30 protein-coding genes are annotated in these 25,501 nt (G+C 69.1%); 21 read left to right on the forward strand and 9 right to left on the reverse strand.

Annotation, left to right across the window (positions count from 1 at the left end; translation table 11 throughout):
- Positions 1–26 precede the first annotated feature (26 nt).
- Positions 27–1,298: a cytochrome P450 gene (locus tag ATK30_RS22155; protein WP_101437232.1), complete on the forward strand. Its 1,272-nt coding sequence runs from the start codon at positions 27–29 to the stop codon at positions 1,296–1,298.
- A 5-nt stretch (positions 1,299–1,303) separates the two neighbouring features.
- Here the strand turns inward: ATK30_RS22155 and ATK30_RS22160 are convergent, their stop codons facing one another.
- Together ATK30_RS22160 and ATK30_RS22165 are read right to left on the reverse strand one after the other, a co-directional pair.
- A complete protein-coding gene (locus ATK30_RS22160) occupies positions 1,304–2,062 on the reverse strand; it encodes a maleylpyruvate isomerase family mycothiol-dependent enzyme (protein WP_101437233.1) in 759 nt (252 codons plus the stop codon).
- A 92-nt stretch (positions 2,063–2,154) separates the two neighbouring features.
- Complete coding sequence (locus ATK30_RS22165; protein ID WP_101437234.1) at positions 2,155–3,153, reverse strand: small ribosomal subunit Rsm22 family protein; 999 nt, start codon at positions 3,151–3,153, stop codon at positions 2,155–2,157.
- Positions 3,154–3,288: 135 nt separating this feature from the next.
- Between ATK30_RS22165 and ATK30_RS22170 the strand changes: the two genes are divergently transcribed.
- The 3 genes from ATK30_RS22170 to ATK30_RS22180 are packed head-to-tail and all read left to right on the forward strand — an operon-like array spanning position 3,289 to position 5,402.
- Positions 3,289–3,714, forward strand: a complete 426-nt coding sequence (locus ATK30_RS22170; protein ID WP_101437235.1) for a YciI family protein — start codon at positions 3,289–3,291, stop codon at positions 3,712–3,714.
- Positions 3,714–4,070, forward strand: coding sequence for a YciI family protein (locus tag ATK30_RS22175; RefSeq protein ID WP_101437236.1), 357 nt, complete (start codon positions 3,714–3,716; stop codon positions 4,068–4,070). The genes ATK30_RS22170 and ATK30_RS22175 overlap by 1 nt, the downstream gene beginning before the upstream one ends.
- Before the next feature lie 54 nt (positions 4,071–4,124).
- The gene (locus ATK30_RS22180; RefSeq protein ID WP_101437237.1) at positions 4,125–5,402 is read left to right on the forward strand and encodes an RNA polymerase sigma factor; all 1,278 of its coding nucleotides are present in this window, start codon (positions 4,125–4,127) and stop codon (positions 5,400–5,402) included.
- Between the two features lie 184 nt (positions 5,403–5,586).
- On the opposite strand, the gene ATK30_RS22185 is transcribed toward ATK30_RS22180, so the two are convergent.
- Complete coding sequence (locus ATK30_RS22185) at positions 5,587–6,366, reverse strand: IclR family transcriptional regulator (RefSeq protein WP_167441977.1); 780 nt, start codon at positions 6,364–6,366, stop codon at positions 5,587–5,589.
- 243 nt (positions 6,367–6,609) lie between these two features.
- Here ATK30_RS22185 and ATK30_RS22190 point away from each other — a divergent pair, with 243 nt between their 5' ends.
- The 5 genes from ATK30_RS22190 to ATK30_RS22210 are packed head-to-tail and all read left to right on the forward strand — an operon-like array spanning position 6,610 to position 10,861.
- Positions 6,610–7,836, forward strand: coding sequence for a MurT ligase domain-containing protein (locus ATK30_RS22190; RefSeq protein ID WP_101437238.1), 1,227 nt, complete (start codon positions 6,610–6,612; stop codon positions 7,834–7,836).
- On the forward strand, positions 7,829–8,536 hold the full coding sequence (locus tag ATK30_RS22195; protein WP_101437239.1) for a type 1 glutamine amidotransferase: 708 nt from the start codon (positions 7,829–7,831) through the stop codon (positions 8,534–8,536). Before ATK30_RS22190 ends, ATK30_RS22195 begins: the two co-directional genes overlap by 8 nt.
- Positions 8,537–8,595: 59 nt before the next feature.
- On the forward strand, positions 8,596–9,954 hold the full coding sequence (locus ATK30_RS22200) for a HAMP domain-containing sensor histidine kinase (protein ID WP_183123600.1): 1,359 nt from the start codon (positions 8,596–8,598) through the stop codon (positions 9,952–9,954).
- Positions 9,955–9,956: 2 nt separating this feature from the next.
- On the forward strand, positions 9,957–10,625 hold the full coding sequence (locus ATK30_RS22205; protein ID WP_009084133.1) for a response regulator transcription factor: 669 nt from the start codon (positions 9,957–9,959) through the stop codon (positions 10,623–10,625).
- On the forward strand, positions 10,622–10,861 hold the full coding sequence (locus tag ATK30_RS22210; protein WP_244194692.1) for a chloramphenicol phosphotransferase CPT family protein: 240 nt from the start codon (positions 10,622–10,624) through the stop codon (positions 10,859–10,861). Before ATK30_RS22205 ends, ATK30_RS22210 begins: the two co-directional genes overlap by 4 nt.
- Here ATK30_RS22210 and ATK30_RS22215 read toward each other — a convergent pair.
- From ATK30_RS22215 to ATK30_RS22225, 3 genes are read right to left on the reverse strand one after another with little or no spacing between them, the layout of a single operon-like run.
- Entirely contained in the window at positions 10,858–11,259 is a 402-nt protein-coding gene (locus ATK30_RS22215) for a CoA-binding protein (RefSeq protein WP_101437241.1), read from the reverse strand. The genes ATK30_RS22210 and ATK30_RS22215 overlap by 4 nt on opposite strands.
- Before the next feature lie 41 nt (positions 11,260–11,300).
- A complete protein-coding gene (locus ATK30_RS22220; RefSeq protein ID WP_101437242.1) occupies positions 11,301–11,867 on the reverse strand; it encodes a hypothetical protein in 567 nt (188 codons plus the stop codon).
- 42 nt (positions 11,868–11,909) lie between these two features.
- On the reverse strand, positions 11,910–12,413 hold the full coding sequence (locus ATK30_RS22225; protein WP_101437243.1) for a VOC family protein: 504 nt from the start codon (positions 12,411–12,413) through the stop codon (positions 11,910–11,912).
- Positions 12,414–12,566: 153 nt separating this feature from the next.
- Between ATK30_RS22225 and ATK30_RS22230 the strand changes: the two genes are divergently transcribed.
- Both ATK30_RS22230 and ATK30_RS22235 read left to right on the forward strand, forming a co-directional pair.
- Positions 12,567–13,364, forward strand: coding sequence for a 2-keto-4-pentenoate hydratase (locus ATK30_RS22230; RefSeq protein WP_101437244.1), 798 nt, complete (start codon positions 12,567–12,569; stop codon positions 13,362–13,364).
- Positions 13,361–14,122, forward strand: a complete 762-nt coding sequence (locus tag ATK30_RS22235) for a 2-keto-4-pentenoate hydratase (protein WP_376772112.1) — start codon at positions 13,361–13,363, stop codon at positions 14,120–14,122. Before ATK30_RS22230 ends, ATK30_RS22235 begins: the two co-directional genes overlap by 4 nt.
- On the opposite strand, the gene ATK30_RS22240 is transcribed toward ATK30_RS22235, so the two are convergent.
- The gene (locus tag ATK30_RS22240; RefSeq protein ID WP_101437245.1) at positions 14,112–14,969 is read right to left on the reverse strand and encodes an alpha/beta fold hydrolase; all 858 of its coding nucleotides are present in this window, start codon (positions 14,967–14,969) and stop codon (positions 14,112–14,114) included. The genes ATK30_RS22235 and ATK30_RS22240 overlap by 11 nt on opposite strands.
- Positions 14,970–14,973: 4 nt before the next feature.
- Positions 14,974–15,444 (reverse strand): DUF1579 family protein, encoded by a 471-nt coding sequence (locus ATK30_RS22245; protein WP_101437246.1) that lies wholly within the window; start codon positions 15,442–15,444, stop codon positions 14,974–14,976.
- A 51-nt stretch (positions 15,445–15,495) separates the two neighbouring features.
- On the opposite strand from ATK30_RS22245, the gene ATK30_RS22250 reads away from it, so the two are divergent.
- The 8 genes from ATK30_RS22250 to ATK30_RS22285 all read left to right on the forward strand — a co-directional run bounded on the left by ATK30_RS22250 (position 15,496) and on the right by ATK30_RS22285 (position 23,331).
- Complete coding sequence (locus tag ATK30_RS22250; RefSeq protein WP_101437247.1) at positions 15,496–15,930, forward strand: MarR family winged helix-turn-helix transcriptional regulator; 435 nt, start codon at positions 15,496–15,498, stop codon at positions 15,928–15,930.
- A gap of 62 nt (positions 15,931–15,992) precedes the next feature.
- Positions 15,993–16,430 (forward strand): hypothetical protein, encoded by a 438-nt coding sequence (locus tag ATK30_RS22255; protein WP_101437248.1) that lies wholly within the window; start codon positions 15,993–15,995, stop codon positions 16,428–16,430.
- Positions 16,431–16,462: 32 nt separating this feature from the next.
- Positions 16,463–18,100 (forward strand): 2,3-epoxybenzoyl-CoA dihydrolase, encoded by a 1,638-nt coding sequence (gene boxC, locus ATK30_RS22260; protein ID WP_101437249.1) that lies wholly within the window; start codon positions 16,463–16,465, stop codon positions 18,098–18,100.
- Between the two features lie 4 nt (positions 18,101–18,104).
- The gene (gene boxB / locus ATK30_RS22265; protein WP_101437250.1) at positions 18,105–19,526 is read left to right on the forward strand and encodes a benzoyl-CoA 2,3-epoxidase subunit BoxB; all 1,422 of its coding nucleotides are present in this window, start codon (positions 18,105–18,107) and stop codon (positions 19,524–19,526) included.
- A 10-nt stretch (positions 19,527–19,536) separates the two neighbouring features.
- Positions 19,537–21,099: a benzoate-CoA ligase family protein gene (locus ATK30_RS22270; protein ID WP_101437251.1), complete on the forward strand. Its 1,563-nt coding sequence runs from the start codon at positions 19,537–19,539 to the stop codon at positions 21,097–21,099.
- A gap of 13 nt (positions 21,100–21,112) precedes the next feature.
- Positions 21,113–21,967, forward strand: coding sequence for an amidohydrolase family protein (locus ATK30_RS22275; RefSeq protein WP_101437252.1), 855 nt, complete (start codon positions 21,113–21,115; stop codon positions 21,965–21,967).
- Positions 21,968–22,149: 182 nt separating this feature from the next.
- Positions 22,150–22,644 carry a winged helix-turn-helix transcriptional regulator gene (locus ATK30_RS22280; RefSeq protein ID WP_101437253.1) on the forward strand — a complete coding sequence of 165 codons (495 nt, stop codon included), beginning with the start codon at positions 22,150–22,152 and terminating at the stop codon, positions 22,642–22,644.
- Positions 22,645–22,827: 183 nt separating this feature from the next.
- Positions 22,828–23,331, forward strand: a complete 504-nt coding sequence (locus ATK30_RS22285) for an RNA polymerase sigma factor (RefSeq protein WP_208637394.1) — start codon at positions 22,828–22,830, stop codon at positions 23,329–23,331.
- 17 nt (positions 23,332–23,348) lie between these two features.
- Here ATK30_RS22285 and ATK30_RS22290 read toward each other — a convergent pair whose 3' ends face one another.
- A complete protein-coding gene (locus tag ATK30_RS22290; protein WP_101437255.1) occupies positions 23,349–23,801 on the reverse strand; it encodes a MarR family winged helix-turn-helix transcriptional regulator in 453 nt (150 codons plus the stop codon).
- 108 nt (positions 23,802–23,909) lie between these two features.
- Between ATK30_RS22290 and ATK30_RS22295 the strand changes: the two genes are divergently transcribed.
- On the forward strand, positions 23,910–25,040 hold the full coding sequence (locus ATK30_RS22295; protein ID WP_101437256.1) for a dipeptidase: 1,131 nt from the start codon (positions 23,910–23,912) through the stop codon (positions 25,038–25,040).
- 37 nt (positions 25,041–25,077) lie between these two features.
- Positions 25,078–25,500 (forward strand): lipopolysaccharide assembly protein LapA domain-containing protein, encoded by a 423-nt coding sequence (locus ATK30_RS22300; protein WP_101437257.1) that lies wholly within the window; start codon positions 25,078–25,080, stop codon positions 25,498–25,500.
- Position 25,501 lies beyond the last annotated feature (1 nt).

The raw sequence follows: 25,501 nt of genomic DNA on the forward strand, positions 1-25,501 counted from the left end.
GGCGGTCTCGGGGCTAGGGTCGGAACGTGTCGAGTGCTGTCATCGCCGACCCGGACACCTACGTCACGGGCGTGCCTTACGACCTGCTCGCTCGTCTGCGCCGGGAAACGCCGGTGACGCGGATCGGCGACTTCTGGGCGGTGCTGCGCCATTCCGACGTGCGGCACGTGCTCCGCACCCCGGCGGTGTTCTCGTCGCAGCTCGGCGGCACGCAGATCCGCGACCCGGCCACCGCCGAGGACCTGCGGTACGTGCGCCGGATGATGCTCAACATGGACCCGCCCGAGCACGGCAGGCTGCGCGGGCTGCTCACCAAGGCGTTCACCCCGCGTGCGGTCGGCCGGATCGCCGAACGGATCGAAGGCTGGGCACGGGATCTCGTCGCGGCGGTGGCCGACCGCGGCGAATGCGATTTCGCGAAGGACATCGCCGCCGACCTGCCGTTGCTCACGCTCGCCGAGGTGTTCGGCGTGCCCGAGCAGGACCGCAGGCTGATGTTCGACTGGAGCAACCGCGTGATCGGCTTCCAGGACGCCGAATACGCGGTGAGCGCGACAGTCAGAGCCGACGACGTCACCGACCTCGCCCGTGCCGCACTCGCCGTGCGCCCGGGACCCGGACCGGACGGTCAGATGCCGGATCCGCGCAGCCGCGCCGGAATGCCGGATCTCTACGCCTACGCGCACGCGCTCGGCGAGCACAAACGCGCGCACCCCGGCGATGACGTGATGAGCAACCTGATGCGGTACGTGGACGACGGCGGCGGCCGCGTGTCGATCGAGGAGTTCGAGAACCTTTTCTGGTTGTTTTCCGTAGCTGGCAACGAAACTCTGCGCAACGGCCTCCCCGGCGGTATGGCTGCGTTGCTCGCGCATCCCGAGCAGTACCGCAAGCTGCTCGATGACCGGAGCCTCCTTCCCGGTGCGGTCGAAGAGATGCTGCGCTGGCACACGCCGGTGATGCACTTTCGCCGCACCGCGACGCAGGACACTCGGCTGTCCGATGTGGACATCAAGGCCGGCGACAAGGTCGTGGTGTGGTTTTCCTCGGCCAATCGCGACGAGACGGTCTTTCCCGACCCGGACGTGTTCGACGTGACGCGCGCGCCGAGCGAACACCTGACGTTCGGCCACGGCCCGCATTTCTGCCTCGGTTCGCACCTCGCGCGGATGCAGATGCGGGCGTTGTTCGCGGCGGTCTTCGACCAGCTCGGCGAGGTCCGTCTCGCGGGCGAACCCCGCCGGCTGCGGTCGAACTTCCAGAACGGGATCAAGAGCCTCCCGATCCGCTGGGACTGATCGGCTCAGCCGAAGCCGACGAGCGAGAGCCAGCGGTCCAGGTACTCCGTGTCGCCGGTGCGGTGCGCGATCTCTGAAGGCAGCCTGCCGTAGACCATCAGCAGCAGGTCGCCCAGCGGCGCGGCCGCGGTGACCGTCGCGTTTGACGCCGGACCCGGATGCCAGGCCAGCTGGTCGCCGGCGAGGTCGACTGTCCAGGCCGCCGCGTGGTCGGTCGGCGCGAGGTGGATCGTGCGGTCCGGGCCGAGCAGTTCGCGCCGTTCGGGGACTTGCTCCAGCAGTTGCGGCAGAGAGCCGAGTTCCAGCCATTCCTCCATCGCGTCGTGCGCGACTTCCGGCGAGACGGTGAACTCCCCGCCCGCGGCCAGTGTCGCGTCGGCGCGGTGGATCAGCGTCTCGTTCATGAACCGGCGCGCGTAGAACGCCGCTCGTGGCGGTCCGTTCGGCACCGGCGTGAACACTTCGGCCTCTGGACCTGCTTCGCGCAGCGTCGCCACCAATGCCTTCGCACCGGCTACAAGCCACGACGCCGCGCGCGGGTTGCCTACCGGATTCCGGAGTTCGTCCTCCCGCGGCCAACGGTCGGCCCGCGTGCGCACGATTTCCTCCGCCCACCGGTGCCCGGTCCCGACGTGATCGAGCAGCTGCCCGAGGTTCCACTCCGGGCAGGCCGCGACCCGCACCGTCCGGTCCGCGCCCTCGACGGCCGCGGCGAGCAGTTCTGTCTGCCGCAGGATCTCGGCGCAGCGCTCGTGGAAGTCCATGGGGTGTCCTCTCCGGTTCAGCTCCGCTGGCACCAGGAAGTCGGAGCCGACGCGGCCATCCAGACACCGCGGCCGGAGGAACTGTCCCCGGGTTACTCCACGCTCCAGGCGTCTCCCCATTCCGCGTCGCGGGCGGCGCGGTACCGCACGCCATGCCGCTTCGACACGACTGTCCCGGGCGCGAGTCCGTCGACCGCGCAGAGGTCGAGTTGCACGAACCCCTTGTGCTTGCGCGGATGCCGGATGATCCGGGCCGACGGACGGTCGACCGGTGCCGACGTGGCCGCCACGTACGAGAACTTCTCGTCCTCGAATCCCAGGGTGCCGGACTTGATCCGCCGGTGCACCCCGCTTCGGGGCAGCCGGGCGGAGAAGTGGCACCAGTCCTCTCCCGGTTTGATCGGGCAGACGTCGTCGTGCGGGCACGGCGCCACCAGGCTGAGGCCCATCCCGCGCAGCACCTCGCGAGCCTCGCGGATCCGCGCGAATCCCGCTGGCGTTCCGGGCTCGATGAGCACGACGGCACCGGACTTGGCGGCGAGCCACTGGACGACGTCGGCGCGGCTGCGTTCGGGGAGCTCGCCCAGGACGTACGACAGGGTGACCAGGTCGGCGTCCGGTGCCGCGGATGCGGAATCGACCAGCCCGCGCTGCCAGACCGCGGTGCGGACGGCGGGCTCGTCGGCGTTCGCCGCCAGCTTGCGGCCCAGCGCCAGCGCGGCCGCGACCTGCTCCAAGACAGTGCACTTCTCCAGCGATGGCCATACGTCGGCCGCGGCCCACACTGCCGCTCCGGTGCCGCCGCCGATGTCGACGTGCGTCTTCGGGGCGAATCCAGGCGCGGCGGCAGCCACCTCGCCCAGCACCGCGCTGACGGCCGCGTACGTGGCGGGCATGCGGTATCCGGCGTACGCGGCGACATCCAGCTCCGAAGAGAGGATCGGCGACGTCGCCGAGTCGCCTTGTCGATAACGCTTGCTGAGCCGCTCCACGGCCTGCGCGAGCCGGGATTCAGGGTACCGGGCCAGCTCGTCGTCGAGCGCGGCGCGGAGAGCTTCGGGGAGTACTGCCACGGACAACGATTCTCCCATGCCCGTTTTGGCTCCCGAAGCTCGCCTGACCTGCTAATTTCGCGACCAGAAAAAAAGTTCGAGGACCTTGTCGATCCGGCCGCGGCCCGTTCGACGCAGGGGTGAAAGCAAGCCGAGAGCGAAGGGGACCCGAAGATGCGATTCATGGTGATCATGAAGGCCAGCGAAGAGAGCGAAGCCGGCCAGCTGCCCAGCACCGAGCTGCTCGCCGAGATGGGCAAGTTCAACGAGGAACTCGTGCGGGCCGGCGTGATGCTCGCGGGCGAGGGGCTGGCGCCCAGCTCCGAGGGCGCCCGGGTGAAGTTCTCCGGAGACGGCGAGCCCAGCGTGGTCGACGGTCCGTTCGCCGAGACTAAGGAGCTGATCGCTGGCTTCTGGATCCTCCAGGTCCGTTCGCTCGAGGAAGCCGTGGAGTGGATCAAGCGCGTGCCCAACACCGACGGCGCGCACCACGAGATCGAGATCCGGCGGATCTTCGAGGCCGACGACTTCGGCGACAACCTCACCCCGGAACTGCGGGACGCCGAGGAGAAGCTGCGCGAGCAGGCCGCGCGGAACTGATGCGGTTCATGGTGCTGGTGAAAGCCAGCAAGGAATCGGAAGCGGGCGCCGCGCCGAGCGCCGAGCTGATCGAGCAGATGGGCCGGTTCAACGAGGAACTCGCCGCGTCCGGTCATCTCGTGCAGGCCGCCGGGCTGACGCCCAGCGCGGAAGGCGCCCGGCTGCTGTGGTTCGACGGCGAGACGGAGCCGAGCGTGGTCGACGGCCCGTTCGCCGAGACCAAGGAACTCGTCGCCGGCGTGTGGATCCTGGAGGGCGAGTCGCTCGCCGAAATCGTCGAGCTGATGAAGCGGGCGCCCAATCCGGACCGGCGTGCGGGCACCGTCGAGATCCGTCCGATGGCGGGCGAGCTCTGACGCCGCGCCCGCCCGAGGGTTGCCTCGGGCGGGCCGGGCCGGTCTGATGGGCCGGTGGACACGCGAAATGCGGTAGAGGCCGTTTGGCGGATCGAGTCGGCGCGGGTGATCGCTGGTCTCGCGCGGATGACCCGCGACGTGGGTCTCGCCGAGGAGCTGGCGCAGGACGCGCTCGTCGCCGCGCTCGAACAGTGGCCGGAGACCGGGGTGCCGCGCAACCCGGGCGCCTGGCTGATGACGATCGCGAAGCGGCGGGCCATCGACCTGTTCCGGCGCAACGAAACCCTCGGCCGCAAGCTGGACGAGATCGGCCGGGAAGCCGAACAGCTCGGCGAGGGCGTGCTGCCCGACTTCGACGCGGTGCTCGACGACGAGCAGATCGAGGACGACCTGCTGCGGCTGGTGTTCACCGCGTGCCACCCGGTGCTGTCCACCCAGGCGCGGGTGGCGCTCACGCTGCGCATGCTCGGCGGGCTCAGCACCGACGAGATCGCTCGCGCGTTCCTGGTGAAGGAATCGACCGTCGCGCAACGCATTGTGCGGGCGAAGAAGACGCTCGCCGAGGCCAAGGTGCCGTTCGAGACGCCGGTCGGCGACGAGCGCGTGGCGCGGGTGCCCGCCGTACTCGAAGTGATCTACTTGATCTTCAACGAGGGCTACTCCGCGACGCGCGGCGACGACTGGATGCGGCCCGCGCTGTGCGAGGACGCGTTGCGGCTCGGCCGGGTGCTGGCCGGCCTGATGCCCGGCGAACCGGAGGTGCACGGCCTGGTGGCGCTGATGGAGATCCAGGCGTCGCGCTCGGCGGCGCGCACCGGCCCGAACGGCGAACCGGTGCTCCTGATGGACCAGGACCGCAGCCGCTGGGACCGCCTGCTGATCCAGCGCGGTCTCACCGCCCTGGCCCGGTCCGAACGGCTCGCGGACGGCACGTACGGGCCGTATTCCGCGCAGGCCGCGATCGCCGCCTGCCACGCCGTGGCGGTCACTCCCGACGAGACCGACTGGGCGCGGATCGCGGCGCTGTACGCGGGCCTGGCGCAGCTCACGCCGTCTCCGGTGATCGAGCTGAACCGGGCCGTCGCGGTCTCGATGGCCGAGGGGCCGGAAGCCGGGCTGGCGCTGGTGGACAAACTGCTGGCTGAGCCCGCGCTGAAGAACTACCATTTGCTGCCGAGCGTGCGCGGCGACTTTCTGTACAAACTGGGCCGCCGGGACGAGGCGCGCGCCGAATTCGAGCGCGCGGCGAAGATGACCGGCAACGAGCGGGAGCGCGCGCTGCTTCTGGAGCGGGCCGAGTCGTGCAGCAGGCTGGAAGCGGGAACGAGATAGCTGGGCACCGTGCGGTGCGGGAGTGATCGTCATGACGGCAACGGTCCGCCACCAGCCCGACAATTCCTGGCCGCACTCCCCGCCATCCCCAGGGTTGTCCACAAGTCGACCCGCCTGTGGACAACCTGTTTCCGCTGGTAACGACGGCAGAAAAAGGGCACCCAACCCGATCTCGTGAAAGACCTCAGCGGTTACGCACGTACCCCAGCCGCATCGACAACGCGGCCGCGGTCCCGGCCACCGTCGCGCCCAGTTCGTCCGCCCGGCGCAGCACCCGGGTCGCTGGCCCGGCGACGCTGATCGCCGCGATCGGCCGGCCCGAGTGGTCCCGCACGGCCGCCGCGACGCAGCCGACGTCCGGCTCGTTTTCCAGGTCGTCCACGGCCCAGCCGCGACGCCGGGTCCGCGCCAGTTCGTCCAGCAGCCGGACCGGATCATTGATGGTCTTGAGGGTGAGGCTGTCCAGCTTCATCCGGCGCACGCGCTCCACCCGATCGGCCTCGGGCAGCGCGGCCAGCCAGGCCTTGCCCAGCGACGTCGCGTGCTGCGGGCGTCGAGTACCGAGGCGGCAGGAGAGCGTGACCGCGCTGGCGCTGCGTTCGGTCGCGACGTAGACCATCGCGTCGTTGTCCGGCACCGCGAGGTACGTCGTCTCTCCGGAACGTTCGGCCAGCGCGGTGAGATACCGCGGCGCGCAGCGGTGCAGGTCGGTCGCCGCCATCGCGCGGGCGCCCAGCTCGACCAGCCGGGTGCCGAGCCGCACGCGTCCGGTGACGGTGTCCGCCTCCAGGAACTCCAGCCGCTTCAGGGTGCCGACGATCCGGTACGCCGCGCTGCGCGACAAGCCCAGTTGCCGGGCGAGCGCGTTCGTGGAGATTTCCTGGTGCTGCCCGACGTGTTCGAGCACCGCCAGCCCGCGCTCCAGGGTGCCGCTTTGGTCCAGCCCGCGTGCTGCTGCGTCCACGTTCGCCCTCCGCCTGTCGCTCTGCGTTCCCGGTCACCGGTGCGTGGTGCCATCAAGCGGGGTTGGACGCTAACACCTCCGATGTATGGACGGAAGATCTTGACCGATCCCTGTCATTTGGCGAGTCGGAGGTTGCTCCGAATGGTTCAACCTCCGATCAGTAAGACTACTTACAAAGAGTAGCGGAGACTGGAGTCACCCTCTCAGGAAATTCACAGCACTCGTGCCGCACGGTTTGTCGTGATGTCCACACGTCTGCGCACCCGGGCGTCGGTCGCTGCCGGGCGGCTGACGGCGTGGTTTTCCCGTACCGCCCGGCTGGGCCGCGGCGGGGTGATCGGCGGACGCGTCACGCTGCGGCTCGACCCCAAGGCGCTGCGCAGGCTCGGTCAAGACCGCACGGTCGTGATCGTCACCGGCACGAACGGCAAGACCACTACGTCGCTGATGCTGACCCGCGCGCTCGAAGCTCTCGCCGAGGTCGCGCACAACGGCGACGGCGCGAACATGCCCGACGGCCTGGTGGCTGCTCTCGCTGCCCGCCCAGACGCGCCGTACGCGGTGCTGGAGGTGGACGAAACCTACGTTCCGTGGGTGGCCGAGCAGGTGCAGCCGGCGGCGCTCGTGCTGCTCAACCTCAGCCGTGACCAGCTCGACCGTGTCGGCGAGGTCCGGATGATGGAGCGCGACCTGCGTGCCGCGTTCGCCGGGCTGTCGCGCACGGTCGTGGTCGCGAACTGCGACGACGTCCTGGTCACGTCGGCGGCCGCCGCGGCGGCGCGCCCGGTGTGGGTCGGCACCGGACGGCGCTGGTCGGGCGATTCCGTCTCCTGCCCGCGCTGCGGCGGCGCGATCACCCACACGGACCGCGAATGGCGCTGCGCGGTCTGCGCGTTCGCTCGCCCGGAGCCGACCTGGACCCTCGACGGCGACCTGGTCCACACGCCCGGCGGCCGGCAAGTCGACCTCGACCTGCGGCTGCCCGGCGAGGCCAACCGGGCGAACGCCGCTCTCGCGCTCGCCGCCGCGCACTGCGTGGGCGTACCGCCGCACACCGCCGCGGCCCGGCTGCGCACAATCACCGATATCGGCGGGCGATACCGCACGATTCGCCGCACCCGGCACTCCGTGCGGCTGATGCTTGCGAAAAATCCGGCTGGCTGGGCCGAAACGTTGCGTGTGCTCGACGAGGACACCCCGGTCGTCGTCGCGGTCAACGCGCACGAGGCGGACGGCCGCGACCTCTCCTGGCTCTGGGACGTGCACTTCGAGCGGTTGCGCGGCCGTCAGGTCGTTGTCGCCGGCGAGCGATGCGCGGATCTCGCGGTGCGGCTTTGCTACGCCGAGGTGCCGCACTGGTCGGAGCCGGACCCGGTCGCCGCGATCGACACGCTGCCGCCCGGCGGCGTCGAACTCGTCGCGAACTACACTGCTTTCCGTGACCTGGTGGACCGGTTGCCGGATGTCTGATTCGACGGTCGGCATCGGCCTTTTGCTTCCCGAGGTGCTGGGGACGTACGGCGACTCCGGCAACGCACAGGTGCTCTGCAAACGCTTGCAATGGCGCGGTTACGACGCCGAGGTGGTGCCGGTTTCGCTGGACTCCTCGGTGCCGTCCACATTGGACCTCTACCTGCTCGGCGGCGGGGAGGACATGGCGCAGGTGCTGGCCGCGGACTTCCTGCGCAACTCGCCGGGCCTGCGGAGCGCCGCGAACGCCGGACGCCCGGTGTTCGGTGTGTGCGCGGGCCTGCAGATCCTGGGCAACCGTTTCCGCGGCGTCGACGGCGTCGAACACGCCGGGCTGGGGCTGCTCGATCTCGTCACCGAGCCGGCGCAGCAGCGTGCGGTGGCCGAGCTGATCGCCGAACCGAACCTGCTCGAGACGCCGCTGACCGGCTTCGAAAACCACCAGGGCGCAAGCGTGCTCGGGCCGGGCAGCACGCCGCTGGGGCGCGTCGTCCGGGGGACCGGCAACGGCGACGGCACCGAGGGCGCGGTCACCGACCACGTCATCGGCACCTACCTTCACGGCCCGGCGCTGGCGCGCAATCCCGAGCTCGCTGACCTGCTGTTGTCCTGGGTGATGGGCCACGCGCTGAAGCCGTTGGAGCTGGCTGAGGTGGACACGCTGCGCTCGGAGAGGCTGGCCGCCCGCCGCGCCCGATGACGTCACTCGCTGCTCGTTACGCTGCGTGCGTGAGACTTGTCGCTGCAGCAGGTGTCCGGATGCGGACAACCGCGGTTGCCGTGTTGGCGCTCGCGCTGGCCATCGCGACCGCGTGTGTTGTCGTGGTGCTCTTGCTGCAGCAGTCACTCGATCGAAGCGTCACCGAGAGCGCGCGCAGTACCGCGCGGCAGGTTGCCGTCCAACTCGTGCGCGCTGGCGCGCGAGACCTGTCGCCGAGCGATGTCGCGAGCACTGGCGACACTGAAGCCGTGACGCAGGTACTCGGGCCGCGAAGCACGCCTATCGCGAGCGACCCGTCGATCGTCGGCCGTCCGGCCATCACCGCCGCGCGCCCGGCTCCGGGGCAGGAAACCGTCGAGACGTTGCCGCTCGGTCTAGACGGTGACGGCAGTGAGTACCGCTTGGTCTCGGAAGGCGTCAACGGGCCGGGTGGGCCGTTCACCGTCATCTCCGCACGCTCGCTTGAGCCAGTCACCGAAGCCTCGACGCGGCTTACGCTGCTGCTAGGGCTGATCTCGCTGCCACTGCTCGGTATCGCCGGCTTCGCGGTGTACCGCTCGGTCGGCTCTGCGCTGCGGCCGGTGGAGCGGATGCGGCGCACCGTTGCCGAGATCTCTACGCGCGACCTCGCGTTGCGCGTACCGCTGCCCCCTGGCGGCGACGAGGTGCACCGGCTCGCTGTCACGCTGAACGAGATGCTCGAACGGCTAGGGTCCGCGCAAGCCGCGCAACGCCGCTTCGTCGCCGACGCGAGCCATGAGCTGCGCTCGCCGCTGTCGACCATCAGTACCGCGCTCGACGTTTCGAACCAGCACCCGGAGACCACCGACGAACTGGTGCCGGTGATTACGCGCGAGACTGCGCGCCTGCGAGAGCTGGTCGACGACCTCCTGATGCTCGCGCGTACCGACGACGCCACCGACCGGCCCGCGCGCACTGAAGTCGATCTAGACGACATCGTCCGCGCCGAAGCCGAACGCGTACGCGGCGAAGCGGCTGTCGAGATCGAAGTACGCGCGAGGCCGGCGAAGGTGCGTGGCAGTGAGGCGCAGCTGCGCCGTGCCGTACGCAACCTCGTCGACAACGCGTGCGGACACGCACGCAAGCGGATCCGAATTGCGAGTTCGGTGCAGAATGAGATGGTTGTGGTGGAGGTGAGTGACGACGGCCCGGGCGTCGCCGAGGACGACCGGGAGCGGGTGTTCGAGCGGTTTGTGCGACTGGACGCGTCGCGACGGCGCGGCGGGACGGGACTGGGCCTGTCGATCGTGGCCGGCATCGCGGCCCGGCACGGCGGCCGCGCGCGGTACGTCGACGTGGCCGACCCGAGCTACCCGGGCGCGCATTTCGTGATCGAACTGCCGAGCATCGAACTGCCCCGGATCGAGGAGGACTGAGCATGCGGTTGCTGATCGTGGAGGACGAGCTGGAGTTCGCCGAAACCCTTCGCCGCGGCCTGGTCGCCGAGGGATTCACGGTGAACGTGGCGCACACCGGCCGGGACGGGCTCTGGTCGGCGATGGAGCACGATTACGACGCCGTGGTGCTCGACATCATGCTTCCCGAGCTTTCCGGCTACGAAGTGCTGAAACGATTGCGGGCCGCGGAGAATTGGACGCCGGTGCTGATGCTCACGGCGAAGGACGGCGAATACGACGAGGCGGACGCATTCGACCTCGGCGCGGATGATTATCTCTCGAAACCGTTTTCGTTCGTCGTGTTGCTGGCTCGGCTGCGGGCGTTGCTCCGCCGGGGCGCACCGGCTCGTCCGGCAGTGCTGACCGCCGGGGATTTGCAGCTGGACCCGGCTGCGCGCACTGTTCACCGGGGAGAGACGCGGATCGAGCTGACCGCGCGCGAGTTCGGGTTGCTGGAGTTCCTGCTGCGCCGGCAAGGGGCGGCGCTGACGAAGAACGAAATCCTCGGCCACGTGTGGGACGCGCATTACGAGGGCGACGAGAACGTGGTCGAGGTTTATGTCGGGTATTTGCGGCGGAAGATCGACGCGCCGTTCGGGACGCGGACGATCGAGACGGTGCGCGGGGTGGGGTACCGGCTCGTCGGATGAGCGGGCATATCGTTTTTCTCAATGGCGCGTCCAGTTCCGGAAAGTCGAGTATCGCGGCGGAACTGCTGGATTTGCTGCCGGGCCCGTATTTCTCTTTGCCGAGGGACGCGATCAACAGCATGCGTTCGCGGACGCGCACCCCCGAATTTGGCACGCCGGAGTTCGACGAGGTTTTCGAACGGACTGTCCTCGGCTATCACCGAGCGCTGGCCGGACTCGCGGCGGCAGGCAACTAACGCACTGAAATCCCCGCCACCGCCCGTACCACGGCGGTGCACCGGTCCTCGACGTACTCCAACCCGGCCTCGGACGCGATCCGCCGCGCATCCGTCGACTCGATTCCTTGCTGCAGCCACAACGCCTTGGCTCCGATCGCGACCGCGGAGCGCGCGATGTCTGGTGCTTCCTCGGCCGGACGGAAGACGTCCACCAGGTCCACCGGCTCCGGAATGTCCTCCAGCGACCGGTACACCTTCTCCCCGAGCAACTCGGTCGCCGACGGGTGCACCGGGATGATCCGGAAACCGTGCGCCTGCAGCGAAGCCGGTACGCCGTGCGCGGCCTTGCCCGGGTCGCGGCTCAGGCCGACCACGGCGATCGTGCGCGCGTTGGCGAGGATCTCTTCAGGCTTCATACTCAGATAAACACCTTGCACTGGCTCGGGATTCCGCGTCGTCACAGCCGCCACAGCCGCAGGCCGCGGACGCGGTACACCGGCCACAGCACCTGCCACGGCGACCGCCGCAGGAACGCGGAACTGCAGGTCAGAACATTGCGCGCGACGGTCGAAGCGACTTCCTGCCGGTCTGGCCAGGCTTCGCCGCGAGCGCCGAGGGCCAGGCGGAAGACAGTCAGCAACCCGCGTCCTTGCAGGTCATAGCGGGCACCGGTGTCGCCCGCGTCCGGAAGAAGACGGGCTATTTCGTCTCGGAAGGCGAGGGCGACAGCCGCACCCGCGGGCACGTCGGCGACGCTGTCCACGATCGCTCGGCCATGCAGCCGACGCGCGAATCGCGTGAGCAGCCGGCGCTCCCACCAGGGCAGCAGGCGACGGTGCGCCAGCAGCGCGGCACACTCGCTGTGGCCGAGGGCGAAAACCTCGGCGAGCTCGTCGTACCGGCTGACCGCGGTCGGCTCCGCCAGATGCAGCCGCACCTCGAAGCGGACTCGCGCGATCAGTTCGTCGATCGCTTCCCGCCGGTCGAGCCGTGCTTTCCGCCGCGAAGCCGCCCAGTCGCCCATGGGCTCACACTTTGAGCCCGGCGGCGCACCGAGTCCAGTGGTTCAGCCGATCTTCGACCCGTACATCTCGCCGAGGTCGTCCGCGATCAGCTCGATCCGCGCGCCGTCCGGGTCGGTGAAGTAGATGGACGTTCCGCTTTCCTCCTGGTACTTCACGCCCGCCGCGTCGAGCCGGGAGCGTGCGGCCGCCCAGGCTTCCGGGGTGAGCGACAGGGCCAGGTGGTGCAGTCCGCCGAGCACCTCCGCATACGGGCCGAGGTCGAGGCCGGGCAGGTCGAAGAACGCGACCGCGTTGCCGTTGCCGACGTCGAAGAAGAAGTGGCTCGACCCCGGATAGTCGCGGTTTTCGATCAGCTCGGTGAGCGGGAAACCGAGCACGTCCTGGTAGAAGGTGATCGTCCGCTCGACGTCGCTGGAGAGCAGCGCGGTGTGGTGGATGCCGCGGCCGACGGTCGCCGGGCGTTCCGCCGCGGGGCGCAGGTGCTGCTCCCGCAGCCGGTCGCGGACCTGAGCGAGCTGGGCGACTTCGGTCTCAGTGGGTGCCATTTCGGGTCACGTCCTCTCGGGGAGCCACTACGGAGAAACGGTACGCCCAAAAACTCTCGCGCGCAAGAAGTTATCGAGCGAGAGAAGATTCTCGTACCGGTGAATGGAACGATCGGGTTGGCTCGCGCGGCGAGGTCAGGCAAAGTTCGGCCCGTGGAACCCGCTGAGCTGCAGGACGCCGTCGCGCTGCTGACGAGCGCGTACGAGCGCCACGAGCCGATCGATCCGCTCGTGAAGACCTTCCCCGACGCGACCATCGAAGACGCCTACCGCGTGCAGCAGGAGCAAGTCCGCGCGTGGGTGGCGGCGGGCGACGTGGTGCGCGGCCACAAGGTCGGCCTCGCCTCCGCGGCGATGCAGCGCCAGATGGGCGTGAACCAGCCCGACTTCGGGCACCTCACCAGCTCGATGTTCCTGCTCGAACACCAGCCGATCCCGACGACCCGGTTCCTGCAGCCGCGCATCGAACCGGAGATCGCGTTCGTGCTCGGCGAGCCGCTGCGCGGCCCGGGCGTGACCGTCGCCGACGCCGTCCGGGCGGTCGACTTCGTGCTTCCGTCGCTGGAGATCGTCGACTCGCGCGTCCGCGACTGGAAAATCTCGATCTTCGACACCGTCGCGGACAACGCGTCGTCCGGCGGGGTCATCCTGGGCAGCAGCCCGACCAACCTGCGCGACGTCGACCTGCGGCTCGCCGGGTGCACGCTGCACGTCAACGGACAGCTCGCGGCCACCGGCGCGGGCGGGGCAGTGCTGGGTTCGCCGATCAACGCCCTGGTCTGGCTGGCCAACACCGTCGGCCCGCTCGGCGTGACACTGGAGCCCGGCCACGTGGTACTGCCCGGTTCGATGACCGCGGCGCAGACCGTCCGCCCCGGCGACACGGTCGTGGCGACCATGGCCGGCCTGGGCAGTGTGACCGCGGTGTTCGCGCCGGAGGAGGACAAGTGACCGCCGGTATCACTGCCGCAGCGCAGGAATTGCTCAACCGGACTGCCGAAAGCGCGCAGCTCACCGACACCTGGCCGGACCTCGACCTGGCCACGGCGTACGCGATCCAGGACGAAGCCCTGCGGCTGCGCCAGGAACGCGGCGAGACGCTGATCGGGGTGAAGCTCGGGCTCACGTCGCGTGCGAAGCAGCAGCGGATGGGCGTCGCGGAACCGCTGCTCGCCTGGCTGACCGACGCGATGGTGCTGCCCGCGGGCGCGCCGATACCGCAGCTCATCCACCCGCGCGCGGAGCCGGAACTGGTGTTCGTGCTCGGCGAGCGACTCTCTGGTCCGGGTGTCACCGCGGCTACCGCTCTCGCCGCGGTTTCCCAGGTGTACGGCGGGATCGAGATCATCGACAGCCGTTACCGCGATTACCGGTTCACGCTGCCGGACGTCGTCGCGGACAACGGTTCGTCCGCGCTGTTCGGACTCGGCCCGGTCGGCCGTCCACCGTCCTCATTGGACCTTTCGCTGGAAGCCGCGCTGGTCGAGGTGGACGGGCAGATCGTCGACACCGCGACCGGCGCCGCGGTCCAGGGCCATCCGGCGGAGGCGCTGGCGCTGGCGGCGAATTCCCTGGCCGCACGCGGATTGGCACTCGAACCGGGCTGGCTCGTGCTGACCGGCGGGATGACCGACGCCGTCGAACTGCGCCCGGGGTCCCGCGTCGCCGCGCACTTCTCGAACCTGGGTTCGGTGACGATCAGCGGGTAGCGAGCCGTTTGATCCCGGCGATCACCCGCGGCCACACCTCACGCGGCAGGTCGTGTCCCATGCCGGGGATCAGGTCGAGGTCGGCGCCCAGCGCGCGGGCCGTCGCGCGGCCGCCGGACACGTGCACGAGCGGGTCGGCCGTACCGTGAATGACCAGCGACGGCACGGAAAGCCGGCGCAGATCGGCGGTCCGGTCGCGGGAGGACAGGATCGCGGCGAGCTGCCGGAACACGCCCGCCGGGTTGAGGCCGCGGTCGTAGGTGCGTTCCGCGCGCTGGCGGAAATGGTCCTCGTCGAACACGTAGCCGGGCGAGCTGATCAGCCGGGACGTGCGCACTAGTTGCGTCACGTAATCCTCCCGCGTGCGCGGCCCCGGGGCCAGCATCGCGAGCGCGGCCCGCGGGCTGGGCAGGCCGACGGTTCGCGCGCCGGTGGTCGACATGATCGAGGTCAGCGTCCGCACCCGCCGCGGGTGCCGGATCGCGAACTCCTGCGCGATCATCCCGCCCATCGACGTGCCGACCACGTGCGCGCTTTCGATGCCGAGGGCGTCGAGCAGTTTGCCCGCGTCGTCGGCCAGGTCGCCGAGCGAGTACGGCGCGGACCGCAGAAAGTACGCGAGCGGCAGGCTGGCCCGGCCGGTCCACCACTGCGAGCGCCCGACGTCGCGGTTGTCGAAGCGGTGCACGTGGAAGCCGGCCTCGGCGAGCTGGACGCAGAACTCGTCGTCCCACCAGATCATCGGCGCGGCGAGGCCCATCACCAGCAGCAACGGCGGCGCGGACGGATCGCCGAACGATTCGTGGCACAGGGTGATGCCGTCGGCCTCGATGGTCTGCTCGGTCATGGGATCAGTCTCGCGCACTCCGGAAGTAGCGAGCGCGAAGGAACGGGCGGAAGTCGTCGTCCGAACCGAGACGAACGTCGATTTCGTGGGTGAGGACGTCGCCTTCCGGGGTGATCCGGTGAGCCGCGACGCCGCGTTCGGTGTGCTTTTCGAGGTGCAGCGTGCCGTCGCGCCAGCCGCCGCGGGCCGGAACGCTGGGCGGGAAACCGTAGCTGTCGAAGCCGAACCACAGCGTGTCGCCGGTGGCCGGGTCGACGGTGAAGACGTGATGTCCCAGCATTCGCGTGCCGTCTTCGCGGGTCTGGACGTAGTCCTCCAGCACCGCGAATCCGTCGAGTGCGCGGCGGTAACTGCAGGTGGCCGTCGCGGTCGCGGCGGGCGCCCAGGGCGCGGCGGCGAGGTCTTCGGTGCCGGACCAGTCTCCGACGAGGGCGGCGAGGGCTTCGTGTGCGGCGCCGACGACGGGCAATTCCATAGCGTCCCCTCCAGTTCGACAGGTGCCTGTCGTTCCGGAACACTAGCACGCATGCCTCCGAGGACGCGCCGTGCAGAAGCCCTTACCCAGCTCGTCAACGAGATCTTCGTGGCGAATGGCGCGCTGCTGGCCGTCGGTGACGCGCTCACCGCGGAAGCGGGCTTGACCGCCGCGCAATGGCAGGTCGTCGGCTTCCTCGAAGACGGTCCGGCGACCGCAGCGGAGTTGGCGCGGCGTCGGGGGCTGCGGCGGCAGAGCGTGCAGGAGACAGTGAACCGCCTGCTGCGAGACGGAATGCTCTCGCGCACTGACAATCCGGACGACGCCCGCGCTCCGCTGTTGCGGCTTACCGCCAAGGCGCGGGCGGCTCTGCGTCTTCTTGGCCCCCGGCAGGCTGAGTGGGCGGACGCCGTCGCTTCGCGGTTGCCCTCCGCGGATGTGGAAACGACCCTGCGCACGCTTCGCGCCTTGCGCGATCTGGTCTGACGGCCGCCCTCCGGGTACTCTCACGCTAGAGCGTTCTATCAAATCGCAAGGGGGCGAGCGGCGTGGACGTTCTGCGCGAGAAGGGACTCGGTCCGCTGCGGGTGATCCTGGCGTTCACCCTGGTCAGCACGATCCTGCACTACTCCCACAACGTCGTGCGCGCGGCGGATTACCCGCAGGTCCCGGGGATCAGCGTGCTGGCCACGCAGATCGTGGTGGCGGCGAGCTGGGTGGTTTTCACCGTGTTCGGCGCGCTCGGCTATCGCGCCTACGTGCGCGGCCAGTACTGGCGTTCGCTCGCGTTTCTGCTGGTCTACTCACTGTCCGGGCTGGCGAGCGCGGGGCATTTCCTGGTCGGCGTGCCGCGGGTCCCGGCGTTCTGGTTCGCGACGATCTTCACCGACACGTTCGCGGCGGTCGCGCTGTGGGTATTCGGGTGCTGGGCGGCGACGCGGCTCAACCGGGTGAGCGTTGCCGGGCAAATGTCTACACAACATTGACGTTCGTTGAAACGATGTAGACAATCAAGGGCGTGACCACCACCACACCTGTCACGTTCGAGCGGCATCCGGACACCTACCGGCACTGGCGGCTGACCGTCGACGGCGAGGTCGCCTGGCTGGAGATGGACGTCGACGAGCAGGGCGGCCTCGTGCCCGGGTACGAGCTGAAGCTCAACTCGTACGACCTCGGCGTCGACATCGAGTTCTACGACGCCACGCAGCGGCTGCGGTTCGAACATCCGCAGGTGCGCGCGGTGATCGTGACGAGCGCCAAGGACAAGGTGTTCTGCGCCGGTGCCAATATCCGGATGCTCGCCGCCTCGCCGCACGAGTGGAAGGTGAACTTCTGCAAGTTCACCAACGAGACCCGCAACGGCATCGAGGACGCCACCGAGTTCTCCGGCCAGACCTATCTCGCGGCGGTGAACGGCAGCTGCGCCGGCGGTGGCTACGAAATAGCGCTGGCCTGCGAAAAGATCCTGCTCGTGGACGACAACTCGTCCACCGTCGCGTTGCCCGAGGTGCCGTTGCTCGGCGTGCTGCCCGGCACCGGCGGGCTCACGCGCGTGGTCGACAAACGGCGCGTCCGCCGGGATCTCGCGGATGTGTTCGCGACGCGGCCGGACGGGGTCAAGGGCCGGACCGCGGTCGACTGGCGGTTGGTGGACGAGCTGGTGCCGCGCGTCGGGTTCCGCGAAAAGGTGCTGGAGCGGGCGCACGAACTGGCCGCCGAATCCGACCGGTTGCCGGCCGAACAGGGGATCGAGCTGGCCCCGCTGGAGCCGTCGGTGACCGACGACGGGATCGAATACCGGCACGTCCGCGTCGCGTACGACCGGCCGAACTCGCTGGTCACGCTCACTGTGCTCGGCCCGTCGGGCGAACCTCAGCTCGACGGCTGGCTGCTGCGGCTGACCCGCGAGCTGGACGACGCGATCCTGCGGCTGCGCACGAACGAACCGGAACTCGGCACCTGGGTCCTGCGCACCGAAGGCGATCCGGAGCAGGTGCTCGCGCACGAGGAGGTCGTGCTCAGCGGGAAAGACTGGCTGAGCAACGAAATCCTGCACTACTACAAGCGCACGCTGAAGCGGCTGGACGTCACCAGCCGCACCTTGATCGCGTTGATCGAACCGGGCAGCTGCTTCGCGGGCAGCCTGCTCGAGCTGGCCTTCGCGGCGGACCGGCAGTACCTGCTGGACGGGCCGCCGATCGACGACGAGGATTCGCCGGAACGCGCGTCGATCACCTTGTCCGAAGCCAATTTCGGCGTTTTCCCGATGGGCAACGGGCTGTCCCGGCTTCAGTCGCGGTTTTACGGCGACGACGACCATCTGACGTGGCTGGCCCGCGAACGCGACCGTCCGCTCAGCGCCGCGGAAGCCGTCGAACTCGGCCTGGTCACCGACGCCCCGGACGACCTCGACTGGGAGGACGAGATCCGGATCGCGCTGGAAGGCCGGGCCTCGCTGTCGCCGGACGCGCTCACCGGGATGGAGGCGAACCACCGGTTCGTCGGCCCCGAAACGATCGAAACCAAGATCTTCGGGCGGCTGACCGCCTGGCAGAACTGGATCTTCACCCGACCGAACGCCTCCGGGCCCGAGGGCGCGCTGCGTCGCTACGGCACCGGGCAGAAGGCGGTCTTCGACAGGAAGCGGGTCTGAACCGATGCCCGAAAAGATCGACTACGACGCGAAAATCCCGAACAACGTCCACCTCGCCGACGACCGCAGGCTGCAGCGGGCGCTGGAGGGCTGGCAGCCGAAATTCATGAACTGGTGGGGCGAGATGGGCCCCACGCTGGAAACCGAGGGCGTCTATCTGCGCACCGCGGTGAGCGTCGGCCGCGACGGCTGGGCGCACTTCGACCACGTCAACGTGCCGGACTACCGCTGGGGCATCTTCCTCGCCGAGCGGGAACCGGACCGGCGGATCGCGTTCGGCGAGCACGCCGGCGAACCGGTGTGGCAGCAGGTGCCCGGCGAGTACCGCGCCGACCTGCAGCGGCTGATCGTGATCCAAGGCGACACCGAACCGGCGTCGGTCGAGCAGCAGCGACTGCTCGGGCTCACCGCGCCTTCCCTGTACGACCTCCGCAATCTCTTCCAGGTGAATGTGGAAGAGGGCCGGCACCTGTGGGCGATGGTGTACCTGCTGCACGCCTACTTCGGCCGCGAAGGCCGGGACGAGGCCGAGGGTTTGCTGCTGCGCAACTCCGGCAGCCCCGACGCGCCGCGCATCCTCGGCGCGTTCAACGAGGAAACGGCCGACTGGCTCGCGTTCTACATGTTCACGTACTTCACCGACCGCGACGGGAAATACCAGCTCGGCACGTTGAAGGAAAGCTCGTTCGACCCGCTGTCGCGCACCTGCGAGTTCATGCTCAAGGAGGAGGCGCACCACATGATGGTGGGCACCACCGGCGTCGACCGGGTGGTGCAGCGCAGCGCCGAGCTCATCCGCGAGCACGACACGTACGACATCGCGTCGCACGGCGGGATCCCGCTCGACATCATCCAGCGGTACCTGAACTTCCACTACGCGGTGTCGCTCGACCTGTTCGGCAGCGAAACGTCGACGAACGCGGCGAACTACTACACCGCGGGGCTCAAGGGCCGCTGGCAGGAGACGCGGCGCAAGGACGACCACAAGCTCACCGAGGACAGCCGTCTGCTGGAACGTCCGCGCGACGACGGGACCTGGACGTCCGAGGAGATGCAGGCCATCCTGCTGCTGAATCTCGACCTGCGCGACGAGTACAGGGCGGACTGCCAGACCGGCGTGAACCGGTGGAACAAGATCCTCGCCGACGCCGGCATCGACTTCCGGTTCGCGTTGCCGCACCCTGGTTTCAACCGCGAGGTGGGCATAAACTCCGGCCACCACATCACTCCGGACGGCAGCATCGTCGACGAGGCGACGTGGGAGGCAGCGCGGCACAAATGGCTGCCGACGGCCGAGGACCTGACGTTCGTCCGGTCGCTCATGCACCCGGTGTACGAGCGCGGGAAGATCGCCAGCTGGGTCGCGCCGCCGAGGCAGGGCATCAACGGCAAACCTTTCGACTACGAGTACGTGTACCTCACCTGAGGGGGCACCGATGACGGTTCCCGCGAACTTCAACGCCGCGGAGTACCTGCTCGGCCAAGGCCGTCCGGACGCGCTCGCGGTCGTTTCGCCGCGGCGCACGCTCAGCTACGCCGAACTCGCCGCCGAGACCCACCGGGTCGCGTCCGGGTTGCGCGCTCTCGGCGTGCGCCCGGAGGAGCGGGTGATGTTCTGCATGGTCGACGACGTCGAACTGCTCAGCGGGATCCTCGGCGCGATGCTCATCGGCGCGGTCGCGGTGCCGGTGTCCACGATGGTCACCGGACTGGAACTCGGTCAGGTGCTCGCCGATTCGCGGGCGCGGGTGCTGTGCGTGTCCGGGGAGTTTTCAGCGCAGGCGGCGGGCGCGCTGACCGGTGCGCCCGAGGTGACCGATGTGGTGCTCGACCGGGCGGATCCGGCGGAATTCCCTGCTGGAGTGCGGACGCATCGGTGGCCGCTGACCGCGACGGACGACGTCGTGGCCTCGCCGACTTGGGAGGATTCGCCCGCGCTGTGGCTGTACACGTCGGGCACGACCGGGCAGCCGAAGGGCGCGATGCACCGCCACGGGAGCATCCGCGCGGTGTGCGCGACTTATGCGTCGCAGGTGCTGGGAGTGTCCTCTTCGGACCGGTTCTTGTCAGTGCCCAAGTTGTTCTTTGCATACGGCCTAGGGAATTCGGCGTTCTTCCCGCTCTCTTGTGGAGGGACAACGCTGCTGGAACCGGCGCGTCCGACGCCGGGGATCATCGCCGCACGAGCGCGCGCGGACCGGCCGACCTTGTTCTTCGGGGTGCCGACGTTCTATGCGGCGCTGCTGGCCAGTGACGTGCCGGACGACTCGTTTTCCTCAGTGCGGTATGCGGTTTCGGCTGGGGAGCCGTTGCCGTCCGCGCTGTTCACGCGCTTTCGCGAGCGGTTCGGCGTGGAGATCCTGGACGGCATCGGGTCGACCGAGGCGTTGCACATTTTCCTCTCGAACCAGCCGGGTGCGGTGCGGCCGGGCAGCACTGGGATCGCGGTGCCGGGGTACTCCGTCGAGATCCGGGACGAGCAGGGCGCGGTCATTTCGGAAGCGGGACGGCCGGGCGAGCTGTTCGTGTCCGGTCCGTCGATCGCGACCGGGTATTGGGCGCGGTATGAGACTACGAAACAGGTTTTCCAGGGTCCATGGCTGCGGACCGGGGACAGTTACGTCCGCAACTCGGACGGCACCTACACGTGTCTCGGCCGGTTCGGGGACATGTTGAAGGCGGGCGGGATCTGGGTGTCTCCGGCCGAAGTGGAGGAACGACTGCTGCAGCATCCGGCCGTTGCCGAGGTGGCGGTGGTCGCCGCGCCGGACGAGGACGGGCTGGACAAACCAGTGGCGTGCGTGGTTGCCGCGCCTTCGGCCACTGTGGACGCTGGCGAGCTGATCGAGTTTTGCCGCGAGGGCCTGGCGGCGTTCAAGCGACCGCGGGGCGTGGTGGAGATGGCCGAGCTGCCCAAGACCGCGACCGGGAAGATCCGGCGGAACGTGATCCGCGAAATGGTGCGCGAGTCGCTGCGCGTGCCGCAGCCGCAATCGTGATCGACTGGCCGGCATGATCGACGAGCACTTCGTGGTGGACGCCCACGTGCACACCCCGCGGCTGCCCACCCTCAAGCCCGCGTGGCTGGACTGGGCACGCGACTTCGCCGGCGACTACCCGTGGCGCACGGTGTACGACGCGGACGGCACGGTGATCCCCGCGGCGCTGGACGACCTGATGGCGCGCGAGGGCGTCGACCGGGTGCTGTTGTTCTGCGAATACAGTCCGCGGGCTACCGGCATCCAGGCGATTGAAGACAATCTTCCGTTGGTCGAGTACAACCCGGAACGGTTCCGGCTGGTGGCCAACGTGAACCCGCATCTGCACCATCCGCTGGTCGACGAGGTGGAACGCCAGCTCGCGCTGGGTGCGGTGGCGTTGAAGATCCACCCGGTGCACGGCGCGTTTTCCCCGGCGGACAAGGAGTTGTACCCGGTGTACGCCTTGTGCGCCGAACGAGGGGTCCCGGTGATCCTCCACTCCGGACTGTCGGTGTTCCCGGGTTCCCGTGCCAGCTATGGGGATCCTTCGCTGCTGTCCGATGTGGTCGAAGACTTCCCGTCGGTGAACTTCGTGTTCGCGCACGGCGGGCGGGGCTGGTGGTACGACGTGGCGGCGTTCATGGCCCAGTCGCGGCCGAACGTCTGGCTCGACCTCGCCGGGCTGCCGCCGAAGAAACTGCCGGAGTATTACGCGCGGTTCGACCTGGTGCGGCTGGCTCGGAAGTGGATCTTCGGCACTGACTGGCCTGGCGTGCCGGGAACCGCGGTCAATGTTCGCGCGGTTGCCGATCTGGGTTTGCCTGCGGAGGTCCTGGACGGTGTTCTGTCCGGCAACGCTCTACGGCTGATGCCCGGCTTGCGCTGAGTCGCTTCCGCCAGAACCGGTGCTGCACGACTCCGCTGCTGTCGAGGAAGTGGAGGTTCGTCGCCCCGCCAGTCATGGTTTTCCCGCGGGGTGGACGCGTACCAGCATCGACCCCCGCTTGTCTTCTGCAAGCACTATGTCTGAGGTGATGGTAAAGTGCAAGTGCTTGGAGGAGGTGTGCGATGCCGGACGGTCCGCGCTCGGGGTGCCCGATCAACGCCGCGATCGAGGTCGTCGGCGATCGCTGGAGCCTGCTGGTCCTGCGTGACGTGATGTTCGGCGACCGGCGGCATTTCCGGCAACTGCAGTCGCAGTCCGAGGAGGGAATCGCGTCGAATATCCTCGCGGACCGATTGCGCACGCTGACCGAAGCGGGATTGCTTACGCGCGATTCGGCCGGTCGTGGACAGCGCGCGACGTACAGTTTGACCGAAGCGGCAATTCAGCTGGTGCCGGTTTTGGTGCAGCTCGGAAGCTGGGGTTTGCGGCATCGGCCGACGACACCGGAATTGCGCGTGCGCGCGGAACTGCTGGAAGCCGGCGGGCCGCCGCTGTGGGAGGAATTCATGGCGGAGCTCCGGGAGCGGCACCTGGGAATCCCCCGTCCTGGCGGGGAGGGGCCGACGGCCACGGAACGCCTGGCGGCGGCTTATGCGGAGGCTGTCGCTCGGGGCTGATTCCCGGTCCCTCCGGCCGTTTTGTCGACCTGGCTTGGTTTCCCGCGGATGCGCGTGGCGCTCGCCCCAGCCCTGGATACATCCAGTCGAAGTTGATCACTCGATTCGGCGCTTGCCCTGCCGAAACGGATCCGTCGCGATGCCCGGCCCGTCAGTCTTCCCGACCGAGGAAGGGAGTCGGGAATGCGGGACGAGGACGAGGTGCGCCGGTTGTCGACGAAAATGAACCGAGTCGTCGGAGCGAACCCGGGCTTTCGCGCCGACGTGGACGACGCTTGTCAAGCGGCCTGGCTGGAATTGCTCAGTCGGCGGCCGAGTCTTCGGGATTCGAGCGGCCTGGCCGGTTGGCTGACGACCGTCGCGCGGAGGCACGCACTCCGGGCGGCCGAAAATCGCGCGCGGGTGCAGTTTGTCGACGACTCGCAACTGGACACGTACGAGCCAGCGGATTCGCCCGAGGAAGAGACCTTGGCCAGTGAACTAGCAGCCGCGTTGTGGCGCGCGGTGGAGAAGTTCCCGGAGCGCCACCGCCGGATGATGCTCCTGCTGGCGCACTGTCCGGAGCTTCGGCACGACCAACTGGCCGCCGAGCTGGGCATCTCCCCGTCGAGCGTCAGCCGGATCCGGCATCGCTGCCTGGCCGTCCTCCGACGTCGGCTGGAGTCGGAAGGCTTCGGTTATCCCTAACCAAGGGGGCCTCGGGATCAGCCGTTCACCGACCGAAGCGTCCGCATGGCCTCCGCCAGCCCCGCGGCATCCGGGCCCAGCGGCGTGAGCACGATCCGCCGCAGGATTTCCGCGCAGGCGGCTCTCGCCTTGAGCGCGACCTCCAGCCCGTGCTCCGTCAGCGCGGCGAACGTCACCCGGCGGTCCTCCGGGCTCGGGACGCGGCAGATCAGATCCGCGGCGACCAGCCGGTCCGCCACCTTGGTGAAGCCTCCGCTCGACAGGGCCGCTTCGGTCGCGAGGCGGGTCATCGGCATGCGGCGTTCGGGGGACCGCACCAGGCGCATCAGGATGTCGAACGACGCGGGGGCCAGGCCGAACCGTTCGGCGAGCTCGCCCATCAGCGTGTTCTGCGTGGCCAGATAGCCCTCGATCACGAGGCCCCACCACGTCACGATCTCGTCGTCGTCCGTCTGCGGATCCGGGGTCATCTGCCGGAGTCTACCCGGATTACTTCTTGCGCGCGAGAAGTTACCTGGGCAACGAGATGTCGACGCGGGAGCCCGCGCGGCGGAGGCTTGGCTCGTTAGGGTCGAGGCATGACCGAGCTGACTCGCGCGCAAGACCTGCTCGCCTCCACGATTCTCGCCGACGGACACAACGACCTGCCGTGGGCCCTCCGCGACAAGGCCGGTCCGAACCCGGTCGAAGCGGTGGCCGGCGTGGACCTCACGATGCCCCAGCCGACGCTGCACACGGACTTTCCCAAACTCGCCGAAGGCAAGCTGGGCCTGCAGTTCTGGTCGGTGTACGTCCCGTGCCAGTTCGAGGGCGACAGCGCGGTCACCGCGGTCCTGGAACAGATCGAGGTGGTTTACCAGCTGGCCGAGCGCTACCCCGAGCGGCTGCGGCTGGTGACCACGGCCGACGAGGCCGAGGCGGCGTTCGCGGACGGGCGGATCGCGTCGCTGCTCGGGGCCGAAGGCGGGCACAGCATCGCCGAATCCCTCGGCGTGCTGCGGATTTTGCGCCGGCTCGGCGTCCGGTACATGACGCTGACGCACAACTTCAACACCACCTGGGCGGACTCCGGAACCGACAAACCCGAGCACGGCGGGCTCACCGAATTCGGCCGCGAGGTCGTGCGCGAGATGAACCGGATCGGCATGCTGGTGGACCTTTCCCACGTCGCGCCGAGCACCATGCGCGCCGCGCTCGACGTGTCCAGCGCGCCGGTGATCTTCAGCCACTCGTCGTGCCGCGCGGTCAACGACCATCCGCGCAACATCCCCGACGACGTGCTCGCCCAGCTGCCCGGCAACGGCGGCGTCGCGATGATCACCTTCGTGCCCGCCTTCATCTCCGCCGCGGTCACCGAATGGGACGACCAGCTCAAGGACGCGATGACCGCGGCCGGCAAGGAATTCCTCAATCTCGGCGAGCGCGGCCGGTTCGCCGAGACCTGGGACGGGCCGCCCAAGCCGAAGGCGACGATCGAGGACGTCGTCGCGCACATCGAGCACGCTCGCGAGGTCGCCGGGATCGACCACATCGGGCTCGGCGGCGACTACGACGGCGTCGGCGTCCTGCCGGAGGGCCTCGAGGACGTGTCGAAGTATCCGGTCCTCATCGCCGCGTTGATGGAACGCGGCTGGAGCGACGAGGACTGCGCGAAACTCGCCGGCCGCAACACGCTGCGAGTGCTGCGCGACGTCGACGCGAAGGTTTGAATTAGCGCATCACGTCGAGTGGGCGGACAATCACGATATGTCCCACGCGCGAAACGACGGCCCCGACGGGGTCTCGAAATCGGAAATTCCCGAGGCGCCGGGCACCGAGGTGCCCGGCGCACCCGACCACGCCGCCCCGGGCACCGCGCCGGGAGCCGAACCCGGAGCGCGGCCGCCCGCCGCGAAACCCGCGGGCCGCCCCGGCAAGGGCAAGGTCAAGTCCACCCGGATCAGCGGCACCTGGGTCGCCGTGATCGTGGCGATCGTCCTGCTGGTGTTCCTGCTGGTGTTCATCCTGCAGAACCTGGACACGGCGACCGTCCACTTCCTCGGCGCGTCCGGCAGCATGCCGCTCGCGGTGGCGATGCTGTTCGCCGCCATCGCGGGTGCGGCGCTGGTCGCGCTGATCGGCGGCGCCCGCATCCTCCAGCTCCGGAAGCAGGCGCGTCGACGACGCTGAC

Source organism: Amycolatopsis echigonensis, from assembly GCF_002846615.1.
Classification (GTDB): Bacteria; Actinomycetota; Actinomycetes; order Mycobacteriales; family Pseudonocardiaceae; genus Amycolatopsis; species Amycolatopsis echigonensis.

Bases quoted from the DNA above. Each gene is read 5' to 3' on its own strand.
- ATK30_RS22245 (WP_101437246.1), bottom strand. From the start codon at position 15,444: ATGGAATTGCCCGTCGTCGGCGCCGCACACGAAGCCCTCGCCGCCCTC.
- ATK30_RS22160 (WP_101437233.1), bottom strand. From the start codon at position 2,062: ATGGACTTCCACGAGCGCTGCGCCGAGATCCTGCGGCAGACAGAACTG.
- ATK30_RS22165 (WP_101437234.1), bottom strand. From the start codon at position 3,153: ATGGGAGAATCGTTGTCCGTGGCAGTACTCCCCGAAGCTCTCCGCGCC.
- ATK30_RS22225 (WP_101437243.1), bottom strand. From the start codon at position 12,413: ATGGCACCCACTGAGACCGAAGTCGCCCAGCTCGCTCAGGTCCGCGAC.
- ATK30_RS22240 (WP_101437245.1), bottom strand. From the start codon at position 14,969: ATGACCGAGCAGACCATCGAGGCCGACGGCATCACCCTGTGCCACGAA.
- ATK30_RS22300 (WP_101437257.1), top strand. From the start codon at position 25,078: ATGTCCCACGCGCGAAACGACGGCCCCGACGGGGTCTCGAAATCGGAA.
- ATK30_RS22285 (WP_208637394.1), top strand. From the start codon at position 22,828: ATGCGGGACGAGGACGAGGTGCGCCGGTTGTCGACGAAAATGAACCGA.
- ATK30_RS22280 (WP_101437253.1), top strand. From the start codon at position 22,150: ATGCCGGACGGTCCGCGCTCGGGGTGCCCGATCAACGCCGCGATCGAG.
- ATK30_RS22290 (WP_101437255.1), bottom strand. From the start codon at position 23,801: ATGACCCCGGATCCGCAGACGGACGACGACGAGATCGTGACGTGGTGG.
- ATK30_RS22195 (WP_101437239.1), top strand. From the start codon at position 7,829: ATGTCTGATTCGACGGTCGGCATCGGCCTTTTGCTTCCCGAGGTGCTG.
- ATK30_RS22205 (WP_009084133.1), top strand. From the start codon at position 9,957: ATGCGGTTGCTGATCGTGGAGGACGAGCTGGAGTTCGCCGAAACCCTT.
- ATK30_RS22295 (WP_101437256.1), top strand. From the start codon at position 23,910: ATGACCGAGCTGACTCGCGCGCAAGACCTGCTCGCCTCCACGATTCTC.
- boxB (WP_101437250.1), top strand. From the start codon at position 18,105: ATGCCCGAAAAGATCGACTACGACGCGAAAATCCCGAACAACGTCCAC.
- ATK30_RS22250 (WP_101437247.1), top strand. From the start codon at position 15,496: ATGCCTCCGAGGACGCGCCGTGCAGAAGCCCTTACCCAGCTCGTCAAC.
- ATK30_RS22210 (WP_244194692.1), top strand. From the start codon at position 10,622: ATGAGCGGGCATATCGTTTTTCTCAATGGCGCGTCCAGTTCCGGAAAG.
- ATK30_RS22200 (WP_183123600.1), top strand. From the start codon at position 8,596: ATGCGGACAACCGCGGTTGCCGTGTTGGCGCTCGCGCTGGCCATCGCG.
- ATK30_RS22270 (WP_101437251.1), top strand. From the start codon at position 19,537: ATGACGGTTCCCGCGAACTTCAACGCCGCGGAGTACCTGCTCGGCCAA.
- ATK30_RS22190 (WP_101437238.1), top strand. From the start codon at position 6,610: ATGTCCACACGTCTGCGCACCCGGGCGTCGGTCGCTGCCGGGCGGCTG.
- ATK30_RS22215 (WP_101437241.1), bottom strand. From the start codon at position 11,259: ATGAAGCCTGAAGAGATCCTCGCCAACGCGCGCACGATCGCCGTGGTC.
- ATK30_RS22275 (WP_101437252.1), top strand. From the start codon at position 21,113: ATGATCGACGAGCACTTCGTGGTGGACGCCCACGTGCACACCCCGCGG.
- ATK30_RS22220 (WP_101437242.1), bottom strand. From the start codon at position 11,867: ATGGGCGACTGGGCGGCTTCGCGGCGGAAAGCACGGCTCGACCGGCGG.
- ATK30_RS22175 (WP_101437236.1), top strand. From the start codon at position 3,714: ATGCGGTTCATGGTGCTGGTGAAAGCCAGCAAGGAATCGGAAGCGGGC.
- ATK30_RS22170 (WP_101437235.1), top strand. From the start codon at position 3,289: ATGCGATTCATGGTGATCATGAAGGCCAGCGAAGAGAGCGAAGCCGGC.